The following is a 19,733-nucleotide window of genomic DNA, read 5'->3' as shown; positions in this document are numbered from 1 at the left end:
GGGATCACGTTGAAACGTTTCCCCGCACCGCTGACGTCGGTGAGCGCGGCGTCGGGCCCTCACCAGGGCCGCCCACTACGTGGAGCCGGTCTGGCGGGAACAGGGCAGCAAGGACGACGAGGCCAAGCTCGCCCAGTTCCACGCGGACGGGCCGGAGCCGGCGCGGCCGGTCGGTGAGTTCGGCGCGCTGCTGCTGGCCGACCACCTCACCGCCGCGCCCGACGAGCACTCCGACTGCGAGTCCGCGCACGCCCTCCGGCAATCGGCGACGGTGACCAGCCGCTACCTCAAGCGCTGGTGCCTCGCGGGCGGCGGCGAGGCGGACCTCGCCAGCATCCGCTCACACGTGGCCTCCCTGGTCGCCAAGGCAAAGGAGCAGGCCACCAGGGCGGCCACCGCGGCGCGGACCGCCGCGACGGCGCAGCAGGAGGCGTGGGCCGTCGCCGACACCACCCACGTGCCTCGTAGCCGTGGCCTGATGTACGCCCAGCACGTGGTGCCGACCGCCGCGAGGGCGTCGATGATGCCGTGCTCCCGGGCGGCCCCGACGTCGTGGACGGCACGGGCAGAGCCGGCGACGCCCCGCACCAAGGCCGACATCACGTGCTGGGCCGGCAAGGGCTACCGGGGCAGCGACGGCACGGTCCTCACCCCGTGCCGAGACGTTGGGGGACCCTGTCCACCGGTCAGCAGACCGTGAACCGGTCCCACGCGAAGATCCGCGCCCTCGTCGAGCAGGCCCTGGCCACCCTCACGTCCTGGCGGCCCCTTCGCAAACACCGGTGCTCGCCCACCCGAATCACCTGCCCCGTCCAGGCCGTCCTCGCCCTGCATTTGGCCTACTCGAACCGATGACGGAAAAGCCTCACCACCTCGACTCAAGAGGTCTGCCCTAGGAGTGCTGGTGGCAGCAAGGCAAATGCACCCGAGTCTCAAGGTCGCCGACAGAGTCGCTCACCGGGCGGCGCGGTGAGGATTGCCCTGGCTGTCGCAGGGCAGGCGGTTCTCGCCGTAGGCAGCGGTGAAGTTCTCGGTCAAGTCGTCTTCGACCGCTGTCATGACACCGGAGCTGATCCGGATCACGCCGCTGAAGGGACGTTCTACGTCACGGATGACGAGCAGGACGCTGGTAAGCAGGGCGGTCGTCACGATCAGGGTGGCAGTGACAGTCCCGCTCTTCGTCTGGGGCAGGCACAGCCCGAAGACGAAGATGAGGACGGCCAACGCAGCGAGCATGACCCAGTAGACGGCGCTGGGGATAGCAGGCGTGGATTCCGCCACCCGAGTTTGCCGGTACTGGTCACGCTCCTTATCGGCAGCCAGCAGCATGGCGAAGGGAGCTGCGTCGGTGCCCATGTCCTTCAACGCCGTGTGGAAGTCAGAGGCCCAGTGGGCCGGGCCGGCGGAGCCGTGGCCGCGGGCCATCGCAGGCCATTCCGATGACCGCACGGAGCGCACGTAACAGAGGATGTCCGCTTGCAGCCTCTGACGCTGTGGTGCCGGAGCGAAGTCGGCCACGTCGTACATGTGGCCCAGAGCTTTGGCTTCCTTGCGTACTGCTTCCTCGGCCCGACCGTTGGAATTCGATGCCATCACCAAGACGAAGGCGAGTACGAAGACGGTCAGGGCCTGCAAGGGCAGGACGAAGTCCCGTACGGTCAGGGTCGGCGTTTTCAGGGATTCCAGTTGGCGTCGCAAGAGGCGGCGACCGAATACTCCGGCCAGTACAGCGCCGACGGCCACAACAATCGTGACGATCACGGTCTCTCCCTCCAAGGGCGGCCTTCGAAAGCCCGCCGGAAAGGACTCAACGAGGCGAACTTGCGGCGCTGCAGACAATGGTTTCGAGGGCCCGCCACCTCGGCACGGCAAAGGCGGCCATTCGGGTGGTCACGCGGGCAGCCCGTTGGCAGTCCGCGCGGTCATGTCCCTGCGAAGCGCCCGGCGCACGAAAGCCGCTATACGGCAGTCTGAGCGGTTTACAAGGGGCGCCCCACCCAAGGAGACCCGAGCGGGGCTGCTTGGGTGGTCACTCCACGAAGCCGGTACGGAAGGCGGCCGGGGTGGCAGGGTCGACGCGGCAGGCGGCTCAGCGTGGCCCGGTCGGCCTGCAGCCGAGGGATGGGCGGCGCCGAGCGGGCAGGGGCGGCCGAGACGGCGCAGCGTTGAGCCGCGACGGTTGGCTCAGCCGGGAAAGTTGGCCGAGTCCGCCGGGGCAGGCGTTCGCCGAGCCGATTTCCGTCTGAAAGGCCAGCGGGTGTCCGATCCCGGTGCGGTGGAGTTCGGCGGCCGTCGAGGTGACCGCCGCGGCGTGGTCGTCTCAGCCGGTGCCAAGCAGCTCACCGGCGACCGGGTCGTACTCCTCCTTGCGCAGCGCCGAGACCCGTATGCCCTTTGGCTGCAGCAGCTTCTTCGTCTCACGCTGCCCTCGGGTGGTGAGCACCCGCACCTGCCGCTGGTCGTCCGGACGGTCCCGATCCTGGCGAGGTGGTGGTCCTGGAGATCCAGAGGTTGTCCCGCGTGAGCTCGTCGTGCCGGTCGTCCGGGCGGGTCAGCTTCCACAACTGATCGGGCGTCGCCCTCTGAAAAGTCCCCAGCGCTCGCAGCGATCCCCTCCACCGAGGCTCCGACGATTTCTTCCTGCGAACAGGACACTTTCGGACATGTGCTGATGGACCTGCGCCGGCCCCCAAACATCTGGCCTGACCTGTGAAAACGTCTGATTCCTGGCGATGGGGCGCGGAAAGGGTGATGGAGGGGGCTGCGGAGGGGGTTTGTTCCGGCTCGTCGGCGGTGCTCACCACGAGGTGCCCCTGGAGGTGGGGTGGGCTGATCCCACCGCGCACCTTCTGCGGGTTGGGCTTTCGGCCCGCGTGTGACGGCGACCCTGGAAAAGCTGCCGGCCGTGACCTCATCGTGTTCAACAAAGGTGACCTCTCGCAGCGGAGACCGAGCGATCCCACCGAAGGTTGGTCGGGATGTTGCCCCTCAAAAGTTGAGCAAGACGGCCAGAGCCGGGTCGTGGGATCTGTCTGCGAAGATGGGCCACATGGATGCGCGAAGCATGAACCATGTGACGGTGGCCGGACGGCCCGGCGGACCGATGGTGATGCTGGCACACGGGTCCGGGTGGGATCAGAACATGTGGCGGCTGGTGGCGCCGGCACTGGAACGCGACCTCACCGTGGTCCTCTCCGATCACGTGGGCTCGGGAAACCCCGATCTGTCGGCGTGGAGCCGGGACCGCTATTCGATGCTGGGCGGGTAAGCTGTCGATATGCTTGAGCTGTGCCGGGAGCCGGCGCTGGGCCCGTCACGTTCGTGGGACATTTGGTGGGCGCCACAATGAGTGAACCGGCCGCCGCGCGAGAGCCCGAGGCATTCGCCGGGCTGATACTGATCACCCCTCCGTCGTATTTCACCCACGATCTGGAGGTCGGTTACCGGAGCAGGTCCAGTGCCACGGACATCGAGGAGCTGCTGGGGTCGCTGGAGGCGAATTATCCGGGCTGGTCGGGCGCGATGGCCCCAGTCAACACGGGAAACCCACAGCGGCCAGAGCTGGGTGAGGAGCTGACCAACAGCTTCTGCTGCACCGATCCGGAGATTGCCCGGGTGACGTTCCTGTCCGACAACCACACCGACCTCGCCAACGTGGCGATGCCCACGCTGGTCGCCCAGTGCCCCAGCGACGCGATCACCCCGCCGGAGGTGGGTGCGTTCATCCATGCGCAGATCCCGGGGAGCCGGCTGGTCACGCTGGATGCCACGGGACACCGTCCTCAGCTCGCCGCCCCCGAGGAGACCGCCGCCACCTTCGCAGGAATCCTCCAGTGATGTGCAAGACCAACGGCGAAGAGGACGGCGGCCCGAAGGGAGACGAGGGGCCGGCGGAGGAACAGGGGCAGTTCTCCGCGCTGCTGGAGGACAGCGCCGAGGACCTGTACGAGCACGCGCCCTGCGGCTACCTGTCCACCCAGCTGGACGGCCGGATCGTGAAGATCAACGCCACCCTGCTGAACTGGCTCGGCTACCGGCGCGACGACCTGGTCGGCCGCAAGCACTTCTCCGACCTGCTCACGGTCGGCGGCCAGCTCTACCACGAGACCCACTTCGCCCCGCTGCTGCGGATGCAGGGCGAGATCAGCGGCATCGCCCTGGAACTGAAGGCCGCCGACGGCACCCGGCTGCCCGTCCTGGTCACCTCGACGGTGAAATCCGGCAGTGACGGGCAGCCACTGCTCATCCGCACCACCGTCTTCGACGCCCGCGACCGCCGCGCCTACGAAACCGAGCTGCTGCGCGCCCGCCAGGAAGCCGACCGGGAACGCGACCGCCTCCAGATCCTGGCCACCACCCTGCAGAAGACCCTCCTGCCGCCCGCGCTGCCGGACGTCCCCGGCCTAGAGGTAGCCGCGTACTACCACATCGCTTCCGTAGACGAGGTCGGCGGCGACTTCTACGACCTCTTCCCCCTGACAGCCGGCAGCTGGGGCCTCTTCCTGGGTGACGTGTGCGGCAAGGGCGCCCCCGCCGCAGCCATCACCTCACTGGCCCGCTACACCCTGCGCGCCGCCGCCGTCTACGACCCCGACCCCGCCGCCGTCCTCGGCAACCTCAACACGGTCCTGAACCACGAGTACAGCGGCACCGACCCCCGCTTCTGCACCGTCATCTTCGGCCTGCTCACCCCCGACCCCGACCGGGGCGGCTTCCACATCACCCTGGCCAGCGGCGGACACCCGCCAGCCCTGCTGATGCGCGCCGACGACACCGCCGACTTTCTGCCCACCCCCGGCGGACAGCTCATCGGCGTCCTGCCCGACGCCCACATCGCCACCACCACCGTCCACCTCGCCCCAGGTGACACCCTGCTCCTGCACACCGACGGCCTCACCGAAGCTCACACCAACGCCACCGCAGGCGGCGGAGAACGCTACGGCGACGACGCCCTCCTCGACTTCGGCCGCGCCCTCGCCCCCACCACCGCATCAGACACCATCAGCGCGGTTCGCGACCTGCTCGACACCTTCGGCACCGGCGTGGACGACGACACCGCTGTCCTCGCCATCCACGTGCCCCGACCCTCCAGCGAAGAGCATCAGTGACCAAGCACCTGACCCTCCAGACCCGCACCACCCCCAGAGGAGCGGTCATCGAACTAATGGGGGAATTGGACCACCACACCGCGCCGGAGGTCCGCGCCGCGCTACCCGACGTCGACCTGCGCCCAGGCCAGCAACTCGTTCTCGACCTTGGCGGCCTCACCTTCTGCGACTCCAGCGGCATCACCGTACTGATCGCCGCCCGCAACCACGCCCTGGCAACCGGCGCGCTCATCGCCCTGACCGCGGTACCCGACCGCGTCGGCCGGATCTTCCGCATCGTCGGCCTGGACCAGGTCTTCCCCACCCATCCCACCGCCCAGGACGCCGAAGCCGCCGGACACCCCATGGCCGGCTAACCCGGTGAAGGCCAGCACGCGGTAGCACCCGAAGGGCTGCGGCACCGCCCGTCGACACTCGCCCCGGCGCTGGCCACCGCCCCGGCAACGACTTCCCATGCCACACCCCGCTCGCGGTCGCCGACCCGGATGAGAGGTACTCAGGCTTCGCTGCCGTCACACCTGAACAGGACGAACCACGTCGGCGGGACCGGGGGGAAGGGCTGCCCCTCCCCCGCCGTTATGGCTGAGTGCGCCGGTCGTCGTGGGGCCGGGCGGCGCGGCGGCGGTGGTGGTACGCCTTCTGTCGGCACGGCGCCCCTCAGCACACCGCGTCCGCGAGCCCCGTCGTGACCGGTCGACCGCAAGGCCCCGCAGCGTCATCCCGACCCCCGCATCGCCGTTACCGGTACGCGTGAGGAACATCCGGCAGACCCGCGAGCACGTCACCCCTTGCAGCAGCTTCTCCGCGCCCCGGACCACCAGCAGTCCGCAGGCGACGCACGGCTCCGGCGGCAGGGAGCGTCGCGACCGGCCAACTCGGACCACCACACCGTACGGGTCCGCCGGGCCGACGTCGGGACGCCGAGCGGGAGACGGCCCGAGGGCGGACGGCGAGGGCGCCGGCCACCGGACGCTCAGAACGTGCTGACCTGCGGAGAGGGACTGCCCGCCAGTAGTGCCGTCAGCTGTGCGCCCGAACAATTCGCGCTCACAGACGGGACAGGTCTTCGTCACCTTCCTGATGCGCTGCACATCCGTCTTGGCGTGTCGGACGGTTCATCCTCCATGAGCCCCCAGTCGTCGGCGCCTCTAATCTCGGCGGAAGCGCGCCTCTGTGTCGAACACGAGCCGAGAGGGGCGATCGGGTGCCGGGGCGGGGGTGAGGCGGGTCCAGCCGGCAGGTGGGGCCAGGAGCGTGCGGACGTGGGGCTTGCGGGTACGCAACCGCACGTGTCCCCGGTAACCGTGAAGGATGAGGTGGCCGAGGTGTTCGAGGGCCTTGACGGCGAAGCCGTTCGCCGGGCACATGCCCTCGCCTTTGCCGAAGGGGAGGTAGGAGCGCCGCTGGTCGTCGGTCAGTCGCTCCCATCGCGAGGGACGGAAGTCCAGGGGCCTGTCCCACACGGCCTCCGACCGGTGGATCGCGTGCGTGCCGATCAGGACGTGCTCGCCCTCACGGACCCGGGAGCCGGCTACATCGTGGTCGGTGGCGGCCACCCTGATCAGGCGCCAGGCGGTCGGATACAGGCGCAGCGCCTCCCTGACCAGCCGATGGACCTGCTCCTGCCGCACCACCGGGGTGTCGTAGCCGTGTTGGATGCCGAGCATCACCACCCATTCGAGGGTCACGCCGGTGAAGCCCACCGTGGACAAGACGAGGCGTTGCAGCAACTGCGCGCGATCGGCCGGGGACAGCTCTCCGGGCAGGCCCAGCACCAGGTCGACCAGGTCCTGCGCGCCGCTTTCCCGCGCCGGCAGCCGGTCGAGCTGTTCGGCGAGCCCGGCCCGGATGGCGGGTACCGTACGGTGCGAGCGCCTCAACACATGGCCGACGATGTCGTCGGCGACGACGCTCGACGTCACGTAGGCGTCGACGAGGGCGTTGATTTCGGTGTGACGCCGGTGCGCGATGACCGGGGCGAAGTACCGCCGAACCAGTTCGACGCCCCAACGGTGGTGCCGCAGGCGACCGCGGCCGTCGCTCACCTCACCGAGGGCGGAGTCGAGGTCGAACGACGACGCGAGGTCGTGCCGGGCCAGGACCCCGAGCAGTTCGCGGGAGGCTTCCCTCCGTACCGCCTCGGGTAGGGACTGCGGCCCGAGGCGGAAGAACCCTGACTGGGACAGGTAGTCGTCGGCCGAGTCGACCAGGACGCCTCGGGCCGCGTCGGCGTCGGCCACGAAGAGGGTGCCGAAGCGGAGCCTGAACGGACCGTCGCGGTCCGCGGCCTGCTCCTCCCACCGCCGCAGATGCGGCCACAGACTCTTCCTGTCAAGGAACATGGGGCGTCCGCCCATCTGACGGAGGACGGGACACCCGGCGGTCCAGCCGCTCGTCCCATTCCTTTGCGGAGGGGATGTCAGGCGTTGTGCCCGTACCTGTCGCCGTACTGGTTGCGGCGCGCACGCGCCTCACCGCTGAGCGCCCGAAGGCTCCTTATGATCCATGACATCGCGGCTGACCTCCTTGTCGGTCGGGGTTGCGCCCGGTCCGGCTGCCCAGGGTTAGTCCCGCTGTCCGTAACCGACGAAATACCCGTGCCACCGTGCACGCATCTCACCGCTGAGCGCCCGAAGGCTGCTGGTCACCCACGACATCATGGTCCTCCTTGTCGGTCGGTGCTCTTGGGCCGTGCCGCGTGATACACCACCCCGGCGGCTCGCCGCAGGGGCGCCCTAACGGTACTTCCACGGCAGAACCGGGTGAGCTACCGGAACCAGCCAAAAGCGGAGGGACCTCAGGCCGTGGAATGCCGGACCCGCTCGCGCACCGACGTCGGCACCGGTGCGCGGGCAGGTCTACGGTCGATCACCGGTGCCGGTGCCGGACAGGGTCAGTGCCTTGTATTCGACGCTGCTGAAGCCGCGCAGCCCGGGCCATGTGCGGCGCAGGGTGTTCCTGCGGTGTTTCCAGGCCAGTCTCTCCAGAGAGTCTCGTCGACCGAACCAGCACGTGGCCAGCAGGAGTAGGTGGAGGCTCGCGGTACCACCGAAGACGACCGCCGCGAACGTGGCTCCGCGGGCGGTCGCCGGGTACTTGTCGAGCACGGAATGCTGGCCTGGTTCGTCCAGGTCACCGACGATGAAACCCATCATCACCGGGCCCACGAGGTGGGCAATCACCAAGAGCACCGAGGAGACCAGCGTCCAGGCCAACTCCCATCCCTCCCGCCAGTTGACGCAGATCAGCTTGAGCGCGCGCCATGTCTCCCTGCTCGCGTAGGAGGAGAGCGCCAACAGGACCAGGACGAGGATCAGCAGTACGGGCTGTGGCAGCTGGACGTCGCGGAAGGGCAGCCCCGCGAACAGCACCGCCTCGATGGCCAGGCACGCCAGCAGGGGCAGGGGGCCCCGGACAGAGACGTGGCGGCAGGCGCATCGGTCACACAGGAACGCGGACTCCGTGCCGAGGACTTCATACCTGATCATCGTGTTCTGATAGGGGTTACCCACCATGTTCGTCATCGCCTTCGGCACGCCGATGCGGAACTCGTAACGGCGGCCGTATCGGTGTTCCCCGCATCGCGCGCATACAGGATGGTGCACGTGAGTCATGGAGGGACCCCTTCACTGCGGCGGCTTCACGGTGCGGCGGGACGAGCGACGACCCGCGCCTGCGTCACCGCGGCGATCCGGCCCGCGCACCGCACGCCACTTTGAGACTGCCGGGGCCGTACCTGCCCTCGCCTCGCCCGATGGAGCGCTTCGATGCTCGCACAGCGAGGCTTGAAGTGCTGCCGAAACCCACAGACGTCACCCGACGACAAACCAGGTGTTCTCGGCGCGGAGCAGGGGAGCATCCGGCAGACGATGGAGCAAAGGACCACCGGCTTGTCGCCGCCGGTACCGGCAGTGACCAGGACGTGCGGGGAATCGACGGAGACCTCTTTCTTTCCCGCGCCGAAGCCGATCAGTGGCGCGGACTCGGGCATCTTCGCCAGGTTCTCGCGCGCCGGGACGGCGCGGCTCTGAGCCGCCGGGGGCTCGGGCGGCGACGTGACGGTCACCTGTGCAGCGCTGGAACATCTCCTCCTCGTTGTCGGACCTGCGCTGCGTGTTCACGTGCTGGCCGGTCTTCGCCGCCCCATCCGGGTCTGTCGTTAGCGTGATCAGGACAGCGACCGGGTTTTCCCGGCAATGGAGGAACGGCAGGGAAGGGAGCAGACGGCATGACGTTCACGCGCTGGAAGGACCGGTCCGTCATCGTGACCGGAGGTACACGGGGGATCGGACTCGGTATCGCCGAACTCTTCGCCCGGCAGGGCGCCGCCGTGTTGCTCACGGGCCGGAGCGAGGAGAGGGCCCGCGAGGTGGCGGACGGTCTCGCCCAGGTCACCGGCGGGCGGGTCGCGGGCATGGGCGTGGATGTGCGACGGCCCGGAGACATCGAGGAGATGGCGGCCGAAGCCGAACGGCAGCACGGCGGGATCGATGTGCTGTGCGTCAACGCCGGGATCTTCCCGGAACGTCCGCTGCGCGAGCTGACCGCCGAGGACGTGGACGAGGTCTTGGACGTCAACCTCCGGGGCTCCATCCTGTCAGTGCGGGCCTGTCTGCCCGCGATGGAACGGGCCGGACGCGGCCGGATCGTTCTGACCTCCTCGATCACCGGCCCGACAACCGGCTACGCAGGGTGGTCTCACTACGGAGCCAGCAAGGCAGGACAGTTGGGTTTCCTCCGCAGCGCGGCTCTGGAGCTGGCGCCATACGGCATCACGGTCAATGCCGTCCTGCCCGGAAACGTGTACACCGAAGGGCTGACCGGTCTCGGGCCGGACTACCTGCGCCGGATGACCGATTCCATCCCACTGGGGCGGCTCGGTGGGACCGCCGACGTCGCACACGCCGTGCTCTTCCTCGCCTCCGACGAAGCCTCCTTCGTCACCGGCCAGTCCCTCACCGTCGACGGCGGCCAAACCCTCCCCGAGTCCCTGGACGCCTTCGCTGTCCCCACCGGCCCCTGACCTCGGACAGAGAACCGCCCGGCCCTCGGACCCGCCTCATTTCGGCCAGGTACGCGCGACCCGACTCCTGCATACGTCCAAAACCGCACCCTCACTGCGGACACAGAGCCTCGTGAAGGGCAATCCCCCAATCGGTCGAAGCCGGATCCACGCCCATGACACAACCGCACGGTGCCGCGCGGGGCAGCCCAGGAGGGGACCGGTCAACGACGGCAGACGGTGACTCCGGGCGGACTCGCACCGTTACGGCGGAACGTGACGATCGTGGCTGGTGCGGGTGACGGCGCGGCCGGGGTGGGCATGACCGGACACCGGGCGCGGCGGCGGGGTGGCCGGCGGCCGGCTCAGTCGTCACGGCTACGGCCGGGCCAGCCGGTGACGGCACGGACGAGACCTGCGCAAAGATCCCGGAGTGGCGGGGCAGCGGAGTCGGGACCGGGTCGAAAGCAGGCCGGCCGCCGAGCCGCCGGTCGGCACCGGGGTCGGCGGCGGTGGACTCCTGTCAGCACGGTGGCCCGCAGGAGACGGCGTTCGCGCGACCGGACGTGACGACCCGCCCGCGCGCCCCGCAATGCCGCCCCGACTCCTTCCCGCTGGTACGGGTGCGGGTGAGAAAAGCGCGGCACGCCCGTGAACACGTCGCTCCCTTCAGTAGCTCCTCCTCCCCCAGGCCACCATCAGCCCACAGGCCCCGCACGGCCCCGGCGACATAGGCCCACGCGACCGGCACGGAGCAGATCCATGACCGAAGTCAGCTACCAGCGGGCTCGCCGGGCAGCGGACGGCACCGAAGCAGCCAGCCCGGCTACGAGGACGGCGCCAACTCGGGGCAGGGCGACGGCCGGACGCGGGCCCGACGGCGCGAGCAGCGACACGATGGCGGCCAGGCGGAACGCGGCGGCAAATCCGGGTGTGGCGGGGCCGCCGAACAGGTCGACGAGCACGGCCAAGCCGACGGTGTCGGGCGTCAAGCGCGACGGTGAGGCGGCCGGCGGGGCAGGTCGGCGACGCGGCCTGCGCTGCCATGGCCCGGGGGTACGGACCGTCTCCCGGCCAGGACGGCCCGATGACGGCCGGCGGTGCCCGGCCGGAACGAGGTGCAGAGCAGGCCCGCGCCAAAACGATCAGCGGCGCCGACCGTGACCAGAGCGGGTGCTGCTGGACCTGATGACGAGCGGAGACGACCCCCCGCGTCGTCACGGTCACGTCGACCGACCACCGTCAGGCGCACCTCTTCTTCGACGACCTGACCGCAGCGCGCGTGTGCGCCGATGCGTCGCCGGCAGCCGGCCGGGCCGTTGTCGGAGGAACTGGCCGGCGCGCCTTTCCCGCTCCCGTCTCTGACCTGAGCCCGGGACGGCGGGCATCCGCGCCCGGGCACCGTCCGCAGGATCGGCGTGTCGCAGGGGCCGTGCGCGGCCGCAATGGCGAAGCGGGACGGACGCCTCGGTGCCCATGCCGGTGCTTCCGCCCGGTGCCCCGACTGTCGAACGCGGGCGCGGGGACGGTCAGGGCCTGCGGTGCACGGAAACGGCGTACGCGCCGCCGGTGTAGGGGTCGCGGGACCAGGTCGCGTACCTGGCTTCGAGGGCGAGGCCCGACGCACGGCAGTGAGAGTCGTAGTCGTCCAGCGTGTATCCGCGGTCCAGGGAGAACCCGGCGACGAGGCGCCCGGCCGGCCGGACGTGGCCCGCCACCCCGGCCACCAGGGCCGGTTGCGTTCCCGGCGCGGTGAACAACGGGACGTTGCCCGCCATCACCACGACGTCGAACCACTGCCCGAGATCGAGCCCCACCAGGTCGCGCCGGTACCAGGGGATCTCCGGCGCCCGGCGCCGGGCGGTGGCGAGCATCGACTCGTCGATGTCGACGCCCACCACGGCAAGCCCGTGGCGGGCCAGTTCGATGGCCACCCGCCCGGTGCCGCAGCCCGCGTCCAGGACCGTGGTCGGCCCGAAGGAGCGGACCAGCGCGGCCTCGCCGTGAACGTCCTTCCCCTCGGCAGCGATGCGGTCGAACCGCTCCTGGTACTCCTCACCGTTCCACGTCATGCCCTCACCATGGCACACCCGGCGCCAGCCCCCGGCCCCCGGGCCGTCGGACGTCTCCATCGCACGTCCAGCGAACGGACCACCCAGGAAACAGACGACCACAGCGATACCTCCCCCGGCGGTGCTCTCCCCCTTCACCCGTTGGCGGGGGCCCGCCCGCCGAAGGACAGCATCGGAATGCCGGCGTTCCCCGTCCCGGCCCCGCCGCCAGGCTGACAGCGACACGGACGCGGCGGCCCCGGGCCGAAGCGGCCACGGGAACACCCGGCGACAAACGGACCAACCGGGGCGGCAAGCAGTGCAGTCGGGGCAACGAGACGGCGCGGACGGCGGGTAGGCCGTTGCGGCTGAACGTGCCGATCCTCGTCCGACCGGAGCGGCGGCGCGGCACCGACCGGTCCGGAGCCCGATATCCGCCGCCTCGCGCACAGCGGCGGTGCCGGGCACGGTAGGGCCGGCTCGGCCTCGGCGGTCTGCTCGGCGGCGCTGCGGACCCACGAGCCGCGAACGGGCGTCTCGAGAAGGAGTGTCGGACCCGGAGGCCACCTAACCCCACGTCCTCGGCATCGAAGGCGTCGGCGTGGTCGACCGGGCCGACGAGGGCAGCGGGCCGCGCCCGGGCCGGCAAGTGGTGACCATGACGGGCGCGGCGTGGGCCGCTCGTTGGACGGCGCCTACGCCCCGTACGTGACCGTCCCCGCGGGGCGGGCCACCCCGTTCGGGACCAGCCTGCCGTGGGACGTCGTCGGCGCGCTGCCGAAGACGTCCAGATCGCGTACGGCTCCCTCGCCACCGGCCTCGGCCTGGAACAGGTCCGTGACGCCCAAGCCGACGTCGAGTCCGGCGCCACACCGGGCAAGCACGTCGTCGTCCTGAACGACTGAGAGCCGGGGACTCAGGGCACCGCACTCCGCTCACGGACCGGTCGTGTCCTCCCCGGCGGCGAAGGCGGCCGGTGGTGCCGGTGCGGTCGCGGAAGAAGCGACCGAAGTTCGCGGGATCGGTGAAGCCGAGGTGGGCGGCCACGGCCCGGGTGTCCCACCGGGCGTGTCCCAGCAGGCGCCGGGCTTCGAGGCGGCGCCGCTCGTCGATGAGCTCACGCGCCCCTTTACCCGTGGCGTCCCGGGCGGCGCGGTTCAGGATGCGCACCGAGCAGCTCGGCGTAGTCCGCAGCCCGGTGCAGTTCGCGGAAAAGTGCAGCTCCAGGGCGTCCACGAACCGCTTGTGGGTGTCACCACGGCCCATGTCGGCCGTCGTGCCGGTGAGGGCGGTTCCGGGGGCGTCGGCGAGGCGCAGCAGCAGCGATTCGAGCAGGCTGTGACGCAGTGCGTGGTGGATGTCGAGGGGGCGGCGTCCGAGGGCCCGGTGCTCCTCCAGGAGCTGCGGTGCCGTCTGGTGGAGCCAGGTGGCGTCGTCGGGGGCGGGCTCAGCACGGCAGGGGCCCCGTGCACGGTGAGCGGGGCCAGCAGGCGGGCGGTGCCGGGTGTCAGCACGTCCGGCTCGAACAGGACGAACGGCCTGCGGGCGGTGCCGGGCGGATGCCAGCACTGTGCGTGTCCGGGGCGCACCCACAGCCACTGGCCGGGGACGACGGTCTGCGTGACGTGGTCGACGTCGTGCCGCAGTACGCCCTCGGTGACCGCGATGAGGTAGTGGAAGGTGGCCCGGCCCGGACGGGGCGGGTTCCACGGCCAGTCGTCGTGCTCGGTGAAGAAGCCCTCGACGATGCTCACCTCCAGCCCGCAGGGAGTGCCGACCGGGGGCTGGAAACCGTACGAGGGGACCGCGGCCGGTCCGGCCCGGCCATTCGGGGCTGGATGTCGCTCGTCGACCATCAGGTGTCCGCAGCCTACCGCTCCTTTTCGGTTGTTTCCGGGCAAGGATGGACTGTGCTGCCGCGGTTGGCGGCGCGCCCCCCGTGCCTTTCGACGCCGCGGACCGTCACTTCCCGAGGAGGCCCACGCCCATGAACGGATCGACCCTGCAGAAGACCGCCGCCGACTGCGCGCAAGAGCTTCCCGGAGCCCGTCTGGAGCATCCCTTCGGCGACGACTGGGAGGTCTTCAAGGTGCGCGGCAAGGTGTTCATGCTGATGACCGAGGTACCCGGGCGCCCCGTCGTGATCCTCAAGGCGGACCCCGGCGAGGCCCTCGCCCTGCGGGAACATCACAGCCACATCATCCCCGGCTACCACATGAACAAGAAGCACTGGATCACGCTGGAGGACGGAGAGGGCATCGACGAGAAGCTGGTCAGGGAGCTCGTCACCGAGTCCTACCGGCTCGTCGTCGCCCACCTGCCCAAGGCCGAACGGCCCGTCGACCCGCACACCTACGCCGGCGGCACGCGGGCGCCCCGGTGAGCGCGGCCGGCGACCGGCTCCAGGACACCGCCCGCCGGGCGGCCCTCGCCCTGCCCGACGTCAGCCACTCACGCCCCTTCACCTCCCGGCTCGACGTGTACAAGGTCGCGGGCAAGGTGTTCCTGATCGTCACCGACGATCAGGACGAGCAGATCATCACGGTCAAGTGCGAACCCAAACACGCCCGCGCGCGGGTGCACGACTACGCCTCGATCGCCCCGGGGCGCTACCTCGACAAGCGGCACTGGATCTCACTCGGGCCGGGACCCGGCATCACCAAGCGCCTCGTCACCGACGCGGTCGAGGACTCCTACGACCTGGTCGTCGCGCGGCTGCCGCGACGCGACCGCCCCCGTGCCCGATGAGTACCGCGAACTCCCCCACCAGCGGCCGAGCTCGCACGTCAGCCTCCGTACCAGGTTCGCCACGCCCGCACCCGTCCGCCTCCCACCAGCCCAGAGACCGATGGAACCGGTCCTGCCGCTCTTCGACGGGGAACCCGCCCGGCCACTCGCCAACCGCCTGCGCCCCACCCGGCTGGAAGGCGCCGTCGGACAGGACCACCCCCTGGTCCCGGGCGCCCCGCCGGGCTGCACGGCCGCCCAGCAGCACCTCGGCTCCGCCACCCTGTGGGGGGCCATCCCGGCGTCGACCGGCACGGCCGGGCCAGCGGCGCCAGGGTCGACCGGACGGCGGCCGGGGCCACGGGCCAGGCCGCGGCCGATCTACAAGGCGGCGAGCAGCGGCGGCTCCCCGGTGGTGCGCGGCGCGACGACGGGTGAGCGGGTGGGACGACGCAGTAGAGCCGGGCGTCCGCCGGCGCAGATGTGGGGCCGGGACGATGGACGCCGGGGCCCAGTGGACTGGGCGGACGGCAGTCGGACGAGACCGGTGACCGCGGCGAAGCAGCCGGGCGGGAGCGCACCCAGGCGGCCCGCGACCGGCCCCTGCGGGCGCGCGCGGACGGTCCAGGACAGCCCCGGTGGCCATCCGGCACCGGCTCGCGCGGCGTACCGCGCCGCCCCACCCGGGCGGGCGTACGGACGAACCCCGGCCCGGCGCCATGGCGAGCCGGACGTCTGCGAAGGGCACGCCGAGGCGCGGCCGGGACCCGACGGCGGGATCAGGCCGTCGCCTCACAGTCCCGTTGCAACAGATGGCGGGCGAAGAAGGTCCCCACCCGGCGCCGTGTCTCAGCGAGTGTCAGCGCGGGGTCGCCGGTGCCGACGAGCGCGGCCCGTGCTGTCGCTGTCACGAGTCCGGCGGTCTGGAGCCGAGGGACGAGCGAGCCGTAGTCGGTGAACGCCCAGTGGTTCGCGTCGGAAAGCAGCACGCGGCGGCCGGGAAGGGCCGCCCAGGACGACTCGATACGGGCGGCGCCGTCGAATCCGTCGGTGCGGAACAGCAGCAGCGGCCGGGCGAAGCCGACTGGCGTCGGGTACAGGTCGAGGTAGCCCTCCAGGTTCGCCACCGCGCCGACCCGGCGGTCGTCATGGGCCGCGTACACCGCCGCGGTGCCGCCTGCGGAGTGCCCGTACAACCCGATCCGGCAGGAGTCCATGACCCGGGCGAGCGGCAGGTCACCGAGCCGGTCCAGGACCAGGCGGAGGTCCGCGATCCGGGTGTCCACCATCGTGCGGAAGGTCGCCGGGTCCGGCGGCCCGAGCAGGACGGTCGTCCGCAGCCCGGTCGGCAGTTCCACCGGGGAAGCGTCACCGGGGTGGTCGACGAGGACGACCACACGACCGTGGCTCGCCAGGTCCTCGGCGAGAGTCGTGCCGAGCGTGCGGGAGTCACCGCCGCCGGGTGAGTACACCAGCACCGGCCGCCGCCCGGGCAGCGGTGGCGCGCCCACATACCCGTGGGTGAGGACCGCACCCCAGTCCACGGTCCCCGGCCCCGGCAGTCCGGGATGCACGTGGGGCGCGAGGCCGGCGAACTCCCGGGCCTCGGCCGGGGTGAGCTGTGGGGCCCGGGAGGAGCCGCGTACCGATCGGGCCGGGTACAGGACGGTCAGCATCAACTCCCGCACGCCGCCCACCCACGGGTCGGTACGGGCCGGGTCCGTCAGGTGGACCGTCCGTACGCCTACGGGGTACGGGCCGGTGGGCGCGGGCAGCCGGAGGACCGGGCCGCCACCGGAGGCGGACGCGGCCGTGGGCAGCAGGGCGGCGGCACTCCCGAACAGGGTGCCTTTCAGAAGAGTGCGTCGAGAAGTCATGCGAACATCCTTGGGGCGGGGCCGTCACGACGCGAAGGTTCAGGCTCCGACCGAAAGGCCGGCCCACGACGGGGAGCTGTGAGGGTGCTACGAGTCCACTTCACCGCAAAGGACTTCGCCCGTACCCGGTTCGCGCCCCGCCCGGCGCCGCTCCAGGAACTGCACGCCGCCCTGACCACGGCCGTGACCCAAAGTGGCGGGCCGCTGTTCGCGCCGTGGCGCGGCCGCGTCCTGCGTTCCCTCCCGGTCGGAACCGGCCCGCTCGCCGACCTGGTTCCGGCGGGTCGCCCGCCTTCCTTCCTCGACGTCCTCGGCGACACCGTCGCCGACGGCTTCGAACAGATCCGCGCCACCAGCCCCGGTCTGGTCCGATCCGAGCTGGAGCGGGTCCCCGTGAACCCTTCCATGTCGTGCCGCCGATCGTGAGGCGCACGGTGATGTCGGTCGGCGGGTCGTCGACCGGTTCGGCGGCCGTCACCAGCAGCTCCGACTGGCGCGGGTCGGTGGCCGCCTCCCGCCCGACGGCGAAGGCGAGCAAGGGGGATGGCGCGCTGGAGCGCGGCGCGCAGGTCGGCGATGTGCTGGTCACGGATGTCGCCTGCGGGAGCGGGCGGGGTGTCCGTAGGGTGCTCCTTGGCGGCCCGGTCAGGTGATGCGGGCGATCAGAGCGGTGGCGTCCGCGTACGGTCCGGTAGCGCGTGGGCGCGCCGGACGGCGTCGTCGACCAGGCGCTCGGCGGCGGTGCGCAGGTCACCGCTCAGGTAGGGGGCCAGGTCGTGGCCGGTGTCCCCGTGGGACTCGTGAGCGACGTCGGAGCCCAGCAGCAACCACCCCGGCCGGACCGGGACGCGCAGGTGCTCGGTGGCCGGGTGGCCCCACCACCGTTCGGTTTCCCCGTCGTTGCGGGATTCCCCGAGGCAGGCGGTGATCAGGTCCCGGTCCCCGTAGCCGTCGCAGGCGCGGCGGGCGTCGTGGTCCTCAGTGAGCATCCGTGGGGCCGTCGAGCCCGTCGTGGAGGAGGCAGGCGCGGGCGTCACCGGACCAGGCGAGTGAGAACTGGCCGCCGGGGGCGTGGACGGCGACGACGGCTGCGGCCGCGGGCAGGTCGTGGCCGAGGCACCGGGCGGGGTTGGTGGCGTAGCGGTCGTGCTCAGTCCGCAGACCGGCCTCCGCCTCACCGCACGCGGCGGACGGAGCGGCTGTGGTCGACGTTGGTCTCGCGCTTGCGGGACGGGCCGGTGCGGGGATGGGCGGAGGCGGGGGTCACCTGGGCTTGAGCTGCTCCTTGAACGGGGCGAGGTCGGCGGGCAGGGGGGCGGGTAGCCGGGAGAGGACGTACTCGAAGTCGACCCAGGACTGTTCCCACTGCGGGTCGCCCAGTGCCGCCTGGGCGTCGGAGAGCAGGAGGATGGCGCGGGCGTAATGGGCGTGGGCGCCGACCCCCTGGTTGAGCAGTTCCTCAAGGCGGTCCATCGCCTCTTGGGCGGCGTCCCGCTGGTCGGTGTGCGCGCCGTTGGCCGCGTAGCCGTAAGCCAGGCGCAGGGCGCCGTCCGCGCACAGCCGCAGGCTGTTCCCGGTGAGCGGGCCGAGGGACTGGTACTCGCGCACGCAGGCCGCGTAGGCGGCCACGGACGCGGGCGATCCCTCGCCCTCCAGGACGCGCAGCACCTCGGCGTGCAGGTAGTGCACGCGGGCCAGGTCCGGGCGCAGGGCCGGGGTGTCCGCCACGAGTCGTTCGTAGGTCGCCACGGCCTGCGCCGCGTGGTCGCGGGCAGATCCCATGTTCGTGTTGGCCAGGTCGGCGTTGGCGAGCATCCAGGCCAGGCGGGCCCTGGCGTCCGTGCAGGTGGGCAGGTGTTGCGGTGACTTTTCGGCCAGGGGCTCGTAAAGGGTCAAGGACCGCCACGCGTCGGCGGCACCCGCCGCGTAGTCGTTGAGCTCGCTGTGCAGGGAGGCGCGGTTGTACAACTGTCCGGCCAGCACCCAGCGGGCCTGTGCGTCGGCCGGGTCCTGCGCGACGATGGCCTCCGCAGCGGCGATGGCGCGGTCCGCGAACTCCTGGGCCTCCCGCACACGCCCCTGCGCGCGCAGCTCCTCCGCCCTGGCGACGTTCTCGTTCACTTGGCGTTCGCGGTCCCACCGACTCGTCCACACGCGCGACAGGCTACTGACGCACGCGGGGAAGCTGAAGGTGTCGAAGCGGTCAGATCCGCGGCCGTACGTGGCCGGGGGCAAACGGGCGGGATGGCGGCCGCCCTCGGGCGATCCAGACGCTCGTAGAGGGCGCGGACGAGGCGGACGTGGTTTCGGACGCGGCGCACGGTGCCTTCGATCGTCACGGACAGCCGGCCTCCCGCCTCGCGCAGGACGACGTCGGAGAGCGCCCGGGGGCCGCTGTCCTTGGACAACTGGTCGGCGCGGCGGCGGACGTCGGCGGCGGCGCGGGCGTGGCCCGTGAGCTGAAGGGCGATCTGCTCCAAGTCGCTGGTGGTGGGTGTGTCCACGCTGGTCCACGCGAGGACGGCCGTGACGAGGCCTCGTACGGTTCGCAATCGAGCGGGAACCCGGCTTCGATCAGGCCGTCGGGGCCGTACAGGACCGTGTGCGCGTCGGTGCCGTCGACGCTACGCATCCACGGGGCGCGCCCTCGACGAAGTTGCGGAGAATCGCGGAACTTCACTCCAGGGCGTCGATCGCGGCCTGGATGAGGGCACGGGCGGCGTCGCCGTGCACGGCCATCTCTACGAGGCCGGCGAACGCCTTGGCGTAGTCGGCGACCTCGCGCGGCTGCGTCACCTTGATCTCCGCCGTCAGCGTCTCCACCACGGCCGTGGTCTCGTCGTGGACGTAGAACGCCTCCAGCGGCCACACGGTGCGCTGCGCGGTGAACGGGATGATCCCCAGCGACACCGAGGCGAGCGGCATCACGGCCAGGAGGTGGCGCAGCTGCCCGCGGGCCGGCTGCCCA

At 71.2% G+C, this 19,733-nt stretch carries 17 protein-coding genes and 5 pseudogenes; 10 read left to right on the top strand and 12 right to left on the bottom strand.

Annotated features, from left to right (window positions below):
* Nucleotides 1–586 precede the first annotated feature (586 nt).
* Nucleotides 587–855: pseudogene (locus AC07D6_RS26945) on the top strand (transposase family protein); the annotation flags it as partial.
* Between the two features lie 99 nt (nucleotides 856–954).
* On the opposite strand, the gene AC07D6_RS26940 reads toward AC07D6_RS26945, so the two are convergent.
* Both AC07D6_RS26940 and AC07D6_RS26935 read right to left on the bottom strand, forming a co-directional pair.
* A complete protein-coding gene (locus AC07D6_RS26940; protein ID WP_479048527.1) occupies nucleotides 955–1,761 on the bottom strand; it encodes a bestrophin-like domain in 807 nt (268 codons plus the stop codon).
* 559 nt (nucleotides 1,762–2,320) lie between these two features.
* The gene (locus AC07D6_RS26935) at nucleotides 2,321–2,443 is read right to left on the bottom strand and encodes a hypothetical protein (RefSeq protein WP_315877432.1); all 123 of its coding nucleotides are present in this window, start codon (nucleotides 2,441–2,443) and stop codon (nucleotides 2,321–2,323) included.
* Between the two features lie 606 nt (nucleotides 2,444–3,049).
* On the opposite strand from AC07D6_RS26935, the pseudogene AC07D6_RS26930 reads away from it, so the two are divergent.
* The 3 genes and pseudogenes from AC07D6_RS26930 to AC07D6_RS26920 all read left to right on the top strand — a co-directional run bounded on the left by AC07D6_RS26930 (nucleotide 3,050) and on the right by AC07D6_RS26920 (nucleotide 5,464).
* Nucleotides 3,050–3,837 (top strand): annotated as a pseudogene (locus AC07D6_RS26930) (alpha/beta fold hydrolase).
* On the top strand, nucleotides 3,837–5,108 hold the full coding sequence (locus AC07D6_RS26925; protein WP_479048525.1) for a PP2C family protein-serine/threonine phosphatase: 1,272 nt from the start codon (nucleotides 3,837–3,839) through the stop codon (nucleotides 5,106–5,108). Before AC07D6_RS26930 ends, AC07D6_RS26925 begins: the two are co-directional and overlap by 1 nt.
* A complete protein-coding gene (locus tag AC07D6_RS26920; protein ID WP_479048523.1) occupies nucleotides 5,105–5,464 on the top strand; it encodes an STAS domain-containing protein in 360 nt (119 codons plus the stop codon). The genes AC07D6_RS26925 and AC07D6_RS26920 overlap by 4 nt, the downstream gene beginning before the upstream one ends.
* 792 nt (nucleotides 5,465–6,256) lie before the next feature.
* Here the strand turns inward: AC07D6_RS26920 and AC07D6_RS26915 are convergent.
* Nucleotides 6,257–7,450: a cytochrome P450 gene (locus tag AC07D6_RS26915; protein WP_479048521.1), complete on the bottom strand. Its 1,194-nt coding sequence runs from the start codon at nucleotides 7,448–7,450 to the stop codon at nucleotides 6,257–6,259.
* A 516-nt stretch (nucleotides 7,451–7,966) separates the two neighbouring features.
* Nucleotides 7,967–8,596 carry a hypothetical protein gene (locus AC07D6_RS26910; RefSeq protein ID WP_479048519.1) on the bottom strand — a complete coding sequence of 210 codons (630 nt, stop codon included), beginning with the start codon at nucleotides 8,594–8,596 and terminating at the stop codon, nucleotides 7,967–7,969.
* A gap of 740 nt (nucleotides 8,597–9,336) precedes the next feature.
* Here AC07D6_RS26910 and fabG point away from each other — a divergent pair.
* The gene (gene fabG / locus AC07D6_RS26905; RefSeq protein ID WP_479048517.1) at nucleotides 9,337–10,131 is read left to right on the top strand and encodes a 3-oxoacyl-ACP reductase FabG; all 795 of its coding nucleotides are present in this window, start codon (nucleotides 9,337–9,339) and stop codon (nucleotides 10,129–10,131) included.
* A gap of 755 nt (nucleotides 10,132–10,886) precedes the next feature.
* Here fabG and AC07D6_RS26900 read toward each other — a convergent pair.
* Both AC07D6_RS26900 and AC07D6_RS26895 read right to left on the bottom strand, forming a co-directional pair.
* Nucleotides 10,887–11,075 carry a hypothetical protein gene (locus AC07D6_RS26900; protein WP_479048515.1) on the bottom strand — a complete coding sequence of 63 codons (189 nt, stop codon included), beginning with the start codon at nucleotides 11,073–11,075 and terminating at the stop codon, nucleotides 10,887–10,889.
* A 564-nt stretch (nucleotides 11,076–11,639) separates the two neighbouring features.
* Complete coding sequence (locus AC07D6_RS26895; RefSeq protein ID WP_479048513.1) at nucleotides 11,640–12,182, bottom strand: class I SAM-dependent DNA methyltransferase; 543 nt, start codon at nucleotides 12,180–12,182, stop codon at nucleotides 11,640–11,642.
* A 734-nt stretch (nucleotides 12,183–12,916) separates the two neighbouring features.
* Here AC07D6_RS26895 and AC07D6_RS26890 point away from each other — a divergent pair.
* A complete protein-coding gene (locus AC07D6_RS26890) occupies nucleotides 12,917–13,066 on the top strand; it encodes a hypothetical protein (RefSeq protein ID WP_315877441.1) in 150 nt (49 codons plus the stop codon).
* A 30-nt stretch (nucleotides 13,067–13,096) separates the two neighbouring features.
* On the opposite strand, the pseudogene AC07D6_RS26885 reads toward AC07D6_RS26890, so the two are convergent.
* A pseudogene (locus AC07D6_RS26885) lies at nucleotides 13,097–14,020 on the bottom strand (helix-turn-helix domain-containing protein).
* A 128-nt stretch (nucleotides 14,021–14,148) separates the two neighbouring features.
* On the opposite strand from AC07D6_RS26885, the gene AC07D6_RS26880 reads away from it, so the two are divergent.
* Nucleotides 14,149–14,544 (top strand): MmcQ/YjbR family DNA-binding protein, encoded by a 396-nt coding sequence (locus tag AC07D6_RS26880; RefSeq protein WP_479048510.1) that lies wholly within the window; start codon nucleotides 14,149–14,151, stop codon nucleotides 14,542–14,544.
* Nucleotides 14,541–14,909 carry an MmcQ/YjbR family DNA-binding protein gene (locus AC07D6_RS26875; RefSeq protein WP_479048509.1) on the top strand — a complete coding sequence of 123 codons (369 nt, stop codon included), beginning with the start codon at nucleotides 14,541–14,543 and terminating at the stop codon, nucleotides 14,907–14,909. Before AC07D6_RS26880 ends, AC07D6_RS26875 begins: the two co-directional genes overlap by 4 nt.
* A 758-nt stretch (nucleotides 14,910–15,667) precedes the next feature.
* On the opposite strand, the gene AC07D6_RS26870 is transcribed toward AC07D6_RS26875, so the two are convergent.
* Nucleotides 15,668–16,765, bottom strand: a complete 1,098-nt coding sequence (locus tag AC07D6_RS26870) for an alpha/beta hydrolase family protein (RefSeq protein WP_479048507.1) — start codon at nucleotides 16,763–16,765, stop codon at nucleotides 15,668–15,670.
* 84 nt (nucleotides 16,766–16,849) lie between these two features.
* Here AC07D6_RS26870 and AC07D6_RS26865 point away from each other — a divergent pair, with 84 nt between their 5' ends.
* Both AC07D6_RS26865 and AC07D6_RS26860 read left to right on the top strand, forming a co-directional pair.
* Nucleotides 16,850–17,191, top strand: coding sequence for a regulator (locus tag AC07D6_RS26865; RefSeq protein ID WP_479048505.1), 342 nt, complete (start codon nucleotides 16,850–16,852; stop codon nucleotides 17,189–17,191).
* Entirely contained in the window at nucleotides 17,176–17,418 is a 243-nt protein-coding gene (locus AC07D6_RS26860; protein ID WP_479048503.1) for a hypothetical protein, read from the top strand. The genes AC07D6_RS26865 and AC07D6_RS26860 overlap by 16 nt, the downstream gene beginning before the upstream one ends.
* A 9-nt stretch (nucleotides 17,419–17,427) precedes the next feature.
* Here the strand turns inward: AC07D6_RS26860 and AC07D6_RS26855 are convergent, their stop codons facing one another.
* The 4 genes and pseudogenes from AC07D6_RS26855 to AC07D6_RS26840 form a co-directional block, all read right to left on the bottom strand.
* A complete protein-coding gene (locus AC07D6_RS26855) occupies nucleotides 17,428–17,754 on the bottom strand; it encodes a hypothetical protein (RefSeq protein ID WP_479048501.1) in 327 nt (108 codons plus the stop codon).
* Nucleotides 17,755–18,028: 274 nt separating this feature from the next.
* A complete protein-coding gene (locus AC07D6_RS26850) occupies nucleotides 18,029–18,919 on the bottom strand; it encodes a hypothetical protein (RefSeq protein ID WP_479048498.1) in 891 nt (296 codons plus the stop codon).
* A gap of 98 nt (nucleotides 18,920–19,017) precedes the next feature.
* Nucleotides 19,018–19,397 (bottom strand): annotated as a pseudogene (locus tag AC07D6_RS26845) (DUF6415 family natural product biosynthesis protein); the annotation flags it as partial.
* A gap of 44 nt (nucleotides 19,398–19,441) precedes the next feature.
* Nucleotides 19,442–19,720, bottom strand: a pseudogene (locus AC07D6_RS26840) (Scr1 family TA system antitoxin-like transcriptional regulator); the annotation flags it as partial.
* Between the last annotated feature and the right edge of the window lie 13 nt (nucleotides 19,721–19,733).

It is taken from the genome of Streptomyces sp. NPDC045287 (assembly GCF_056432325.1).
The sequence above is the reverse complement of the archived record's forward strand: the minus strand, read 5'-3'. Positions and strand labels throughout refer to the sequence as shown.

What these genes read in the sequence shown, in the direction of transcription:
- AC07D6_RS26925 (WP_479048525.1), top strand. Translation starts at nt 3,837, where the DNA reads ATGTGCAAGACCAACGGCGAAGAGGACGGCGGCCCGAAGGGAGACGAG.
- AC07D6_RS26915 (WP_479048521.1), bottom strand. Translation starts at nt 7,450, where the DNA reads ATGTTCCTTGACAGGAAGAGTCTGTGGCCGCATCTGCGGCGGTGGGAG.
- AC07D6_RS26910 (WP_479048519.1), bottom strand. Translation starts at nt 8,596, where the DNA reads ATGATCAGGTATGAAGTCCTCGGCACGGAGTCCGCGTTCCTGTGTGAC.
- fabG (WP_479048517.1), top strand. Translation starts at nt 9,337, where the DNA reads ATGACGTTCACGCGCTGGAAGGACCGGTCCGTCATCGTGACCGGAGGT.
- AC07D6_RS26895 (WP_479048513.1), bottom strand. Translation starts at nt 12,182, where the DNA reads ATGACGTGGAACGGTGAGGAGTACCAGGAGCGGTTCGACCGCATCGCT.
- AC07D6_RS26880 (WP_479048510.1), top strand. Translation starts at nt 14,149, where the DNA reads ATGAACGGATCGACCCTGCAGAAGACCGCCGCCGACTGCGCGCAAGAG.
- AC07D6_RS26870 (WP_479048507.1), bottom strand. Translation starts at nt 16,765, where the DNA reads ATGACTTCTCGACGCACTCTTCTGAAAGGCACCCTGTTCGGGAGTGCC.
- AC07D6_RS26855 (WP_479048501.1), bottom strand. Translation starts at nt 17,754, where the DNA reads ATGCTCACTGAGGACCACGACGCCCGCCGCGCCTGCGACGGCTACGGG.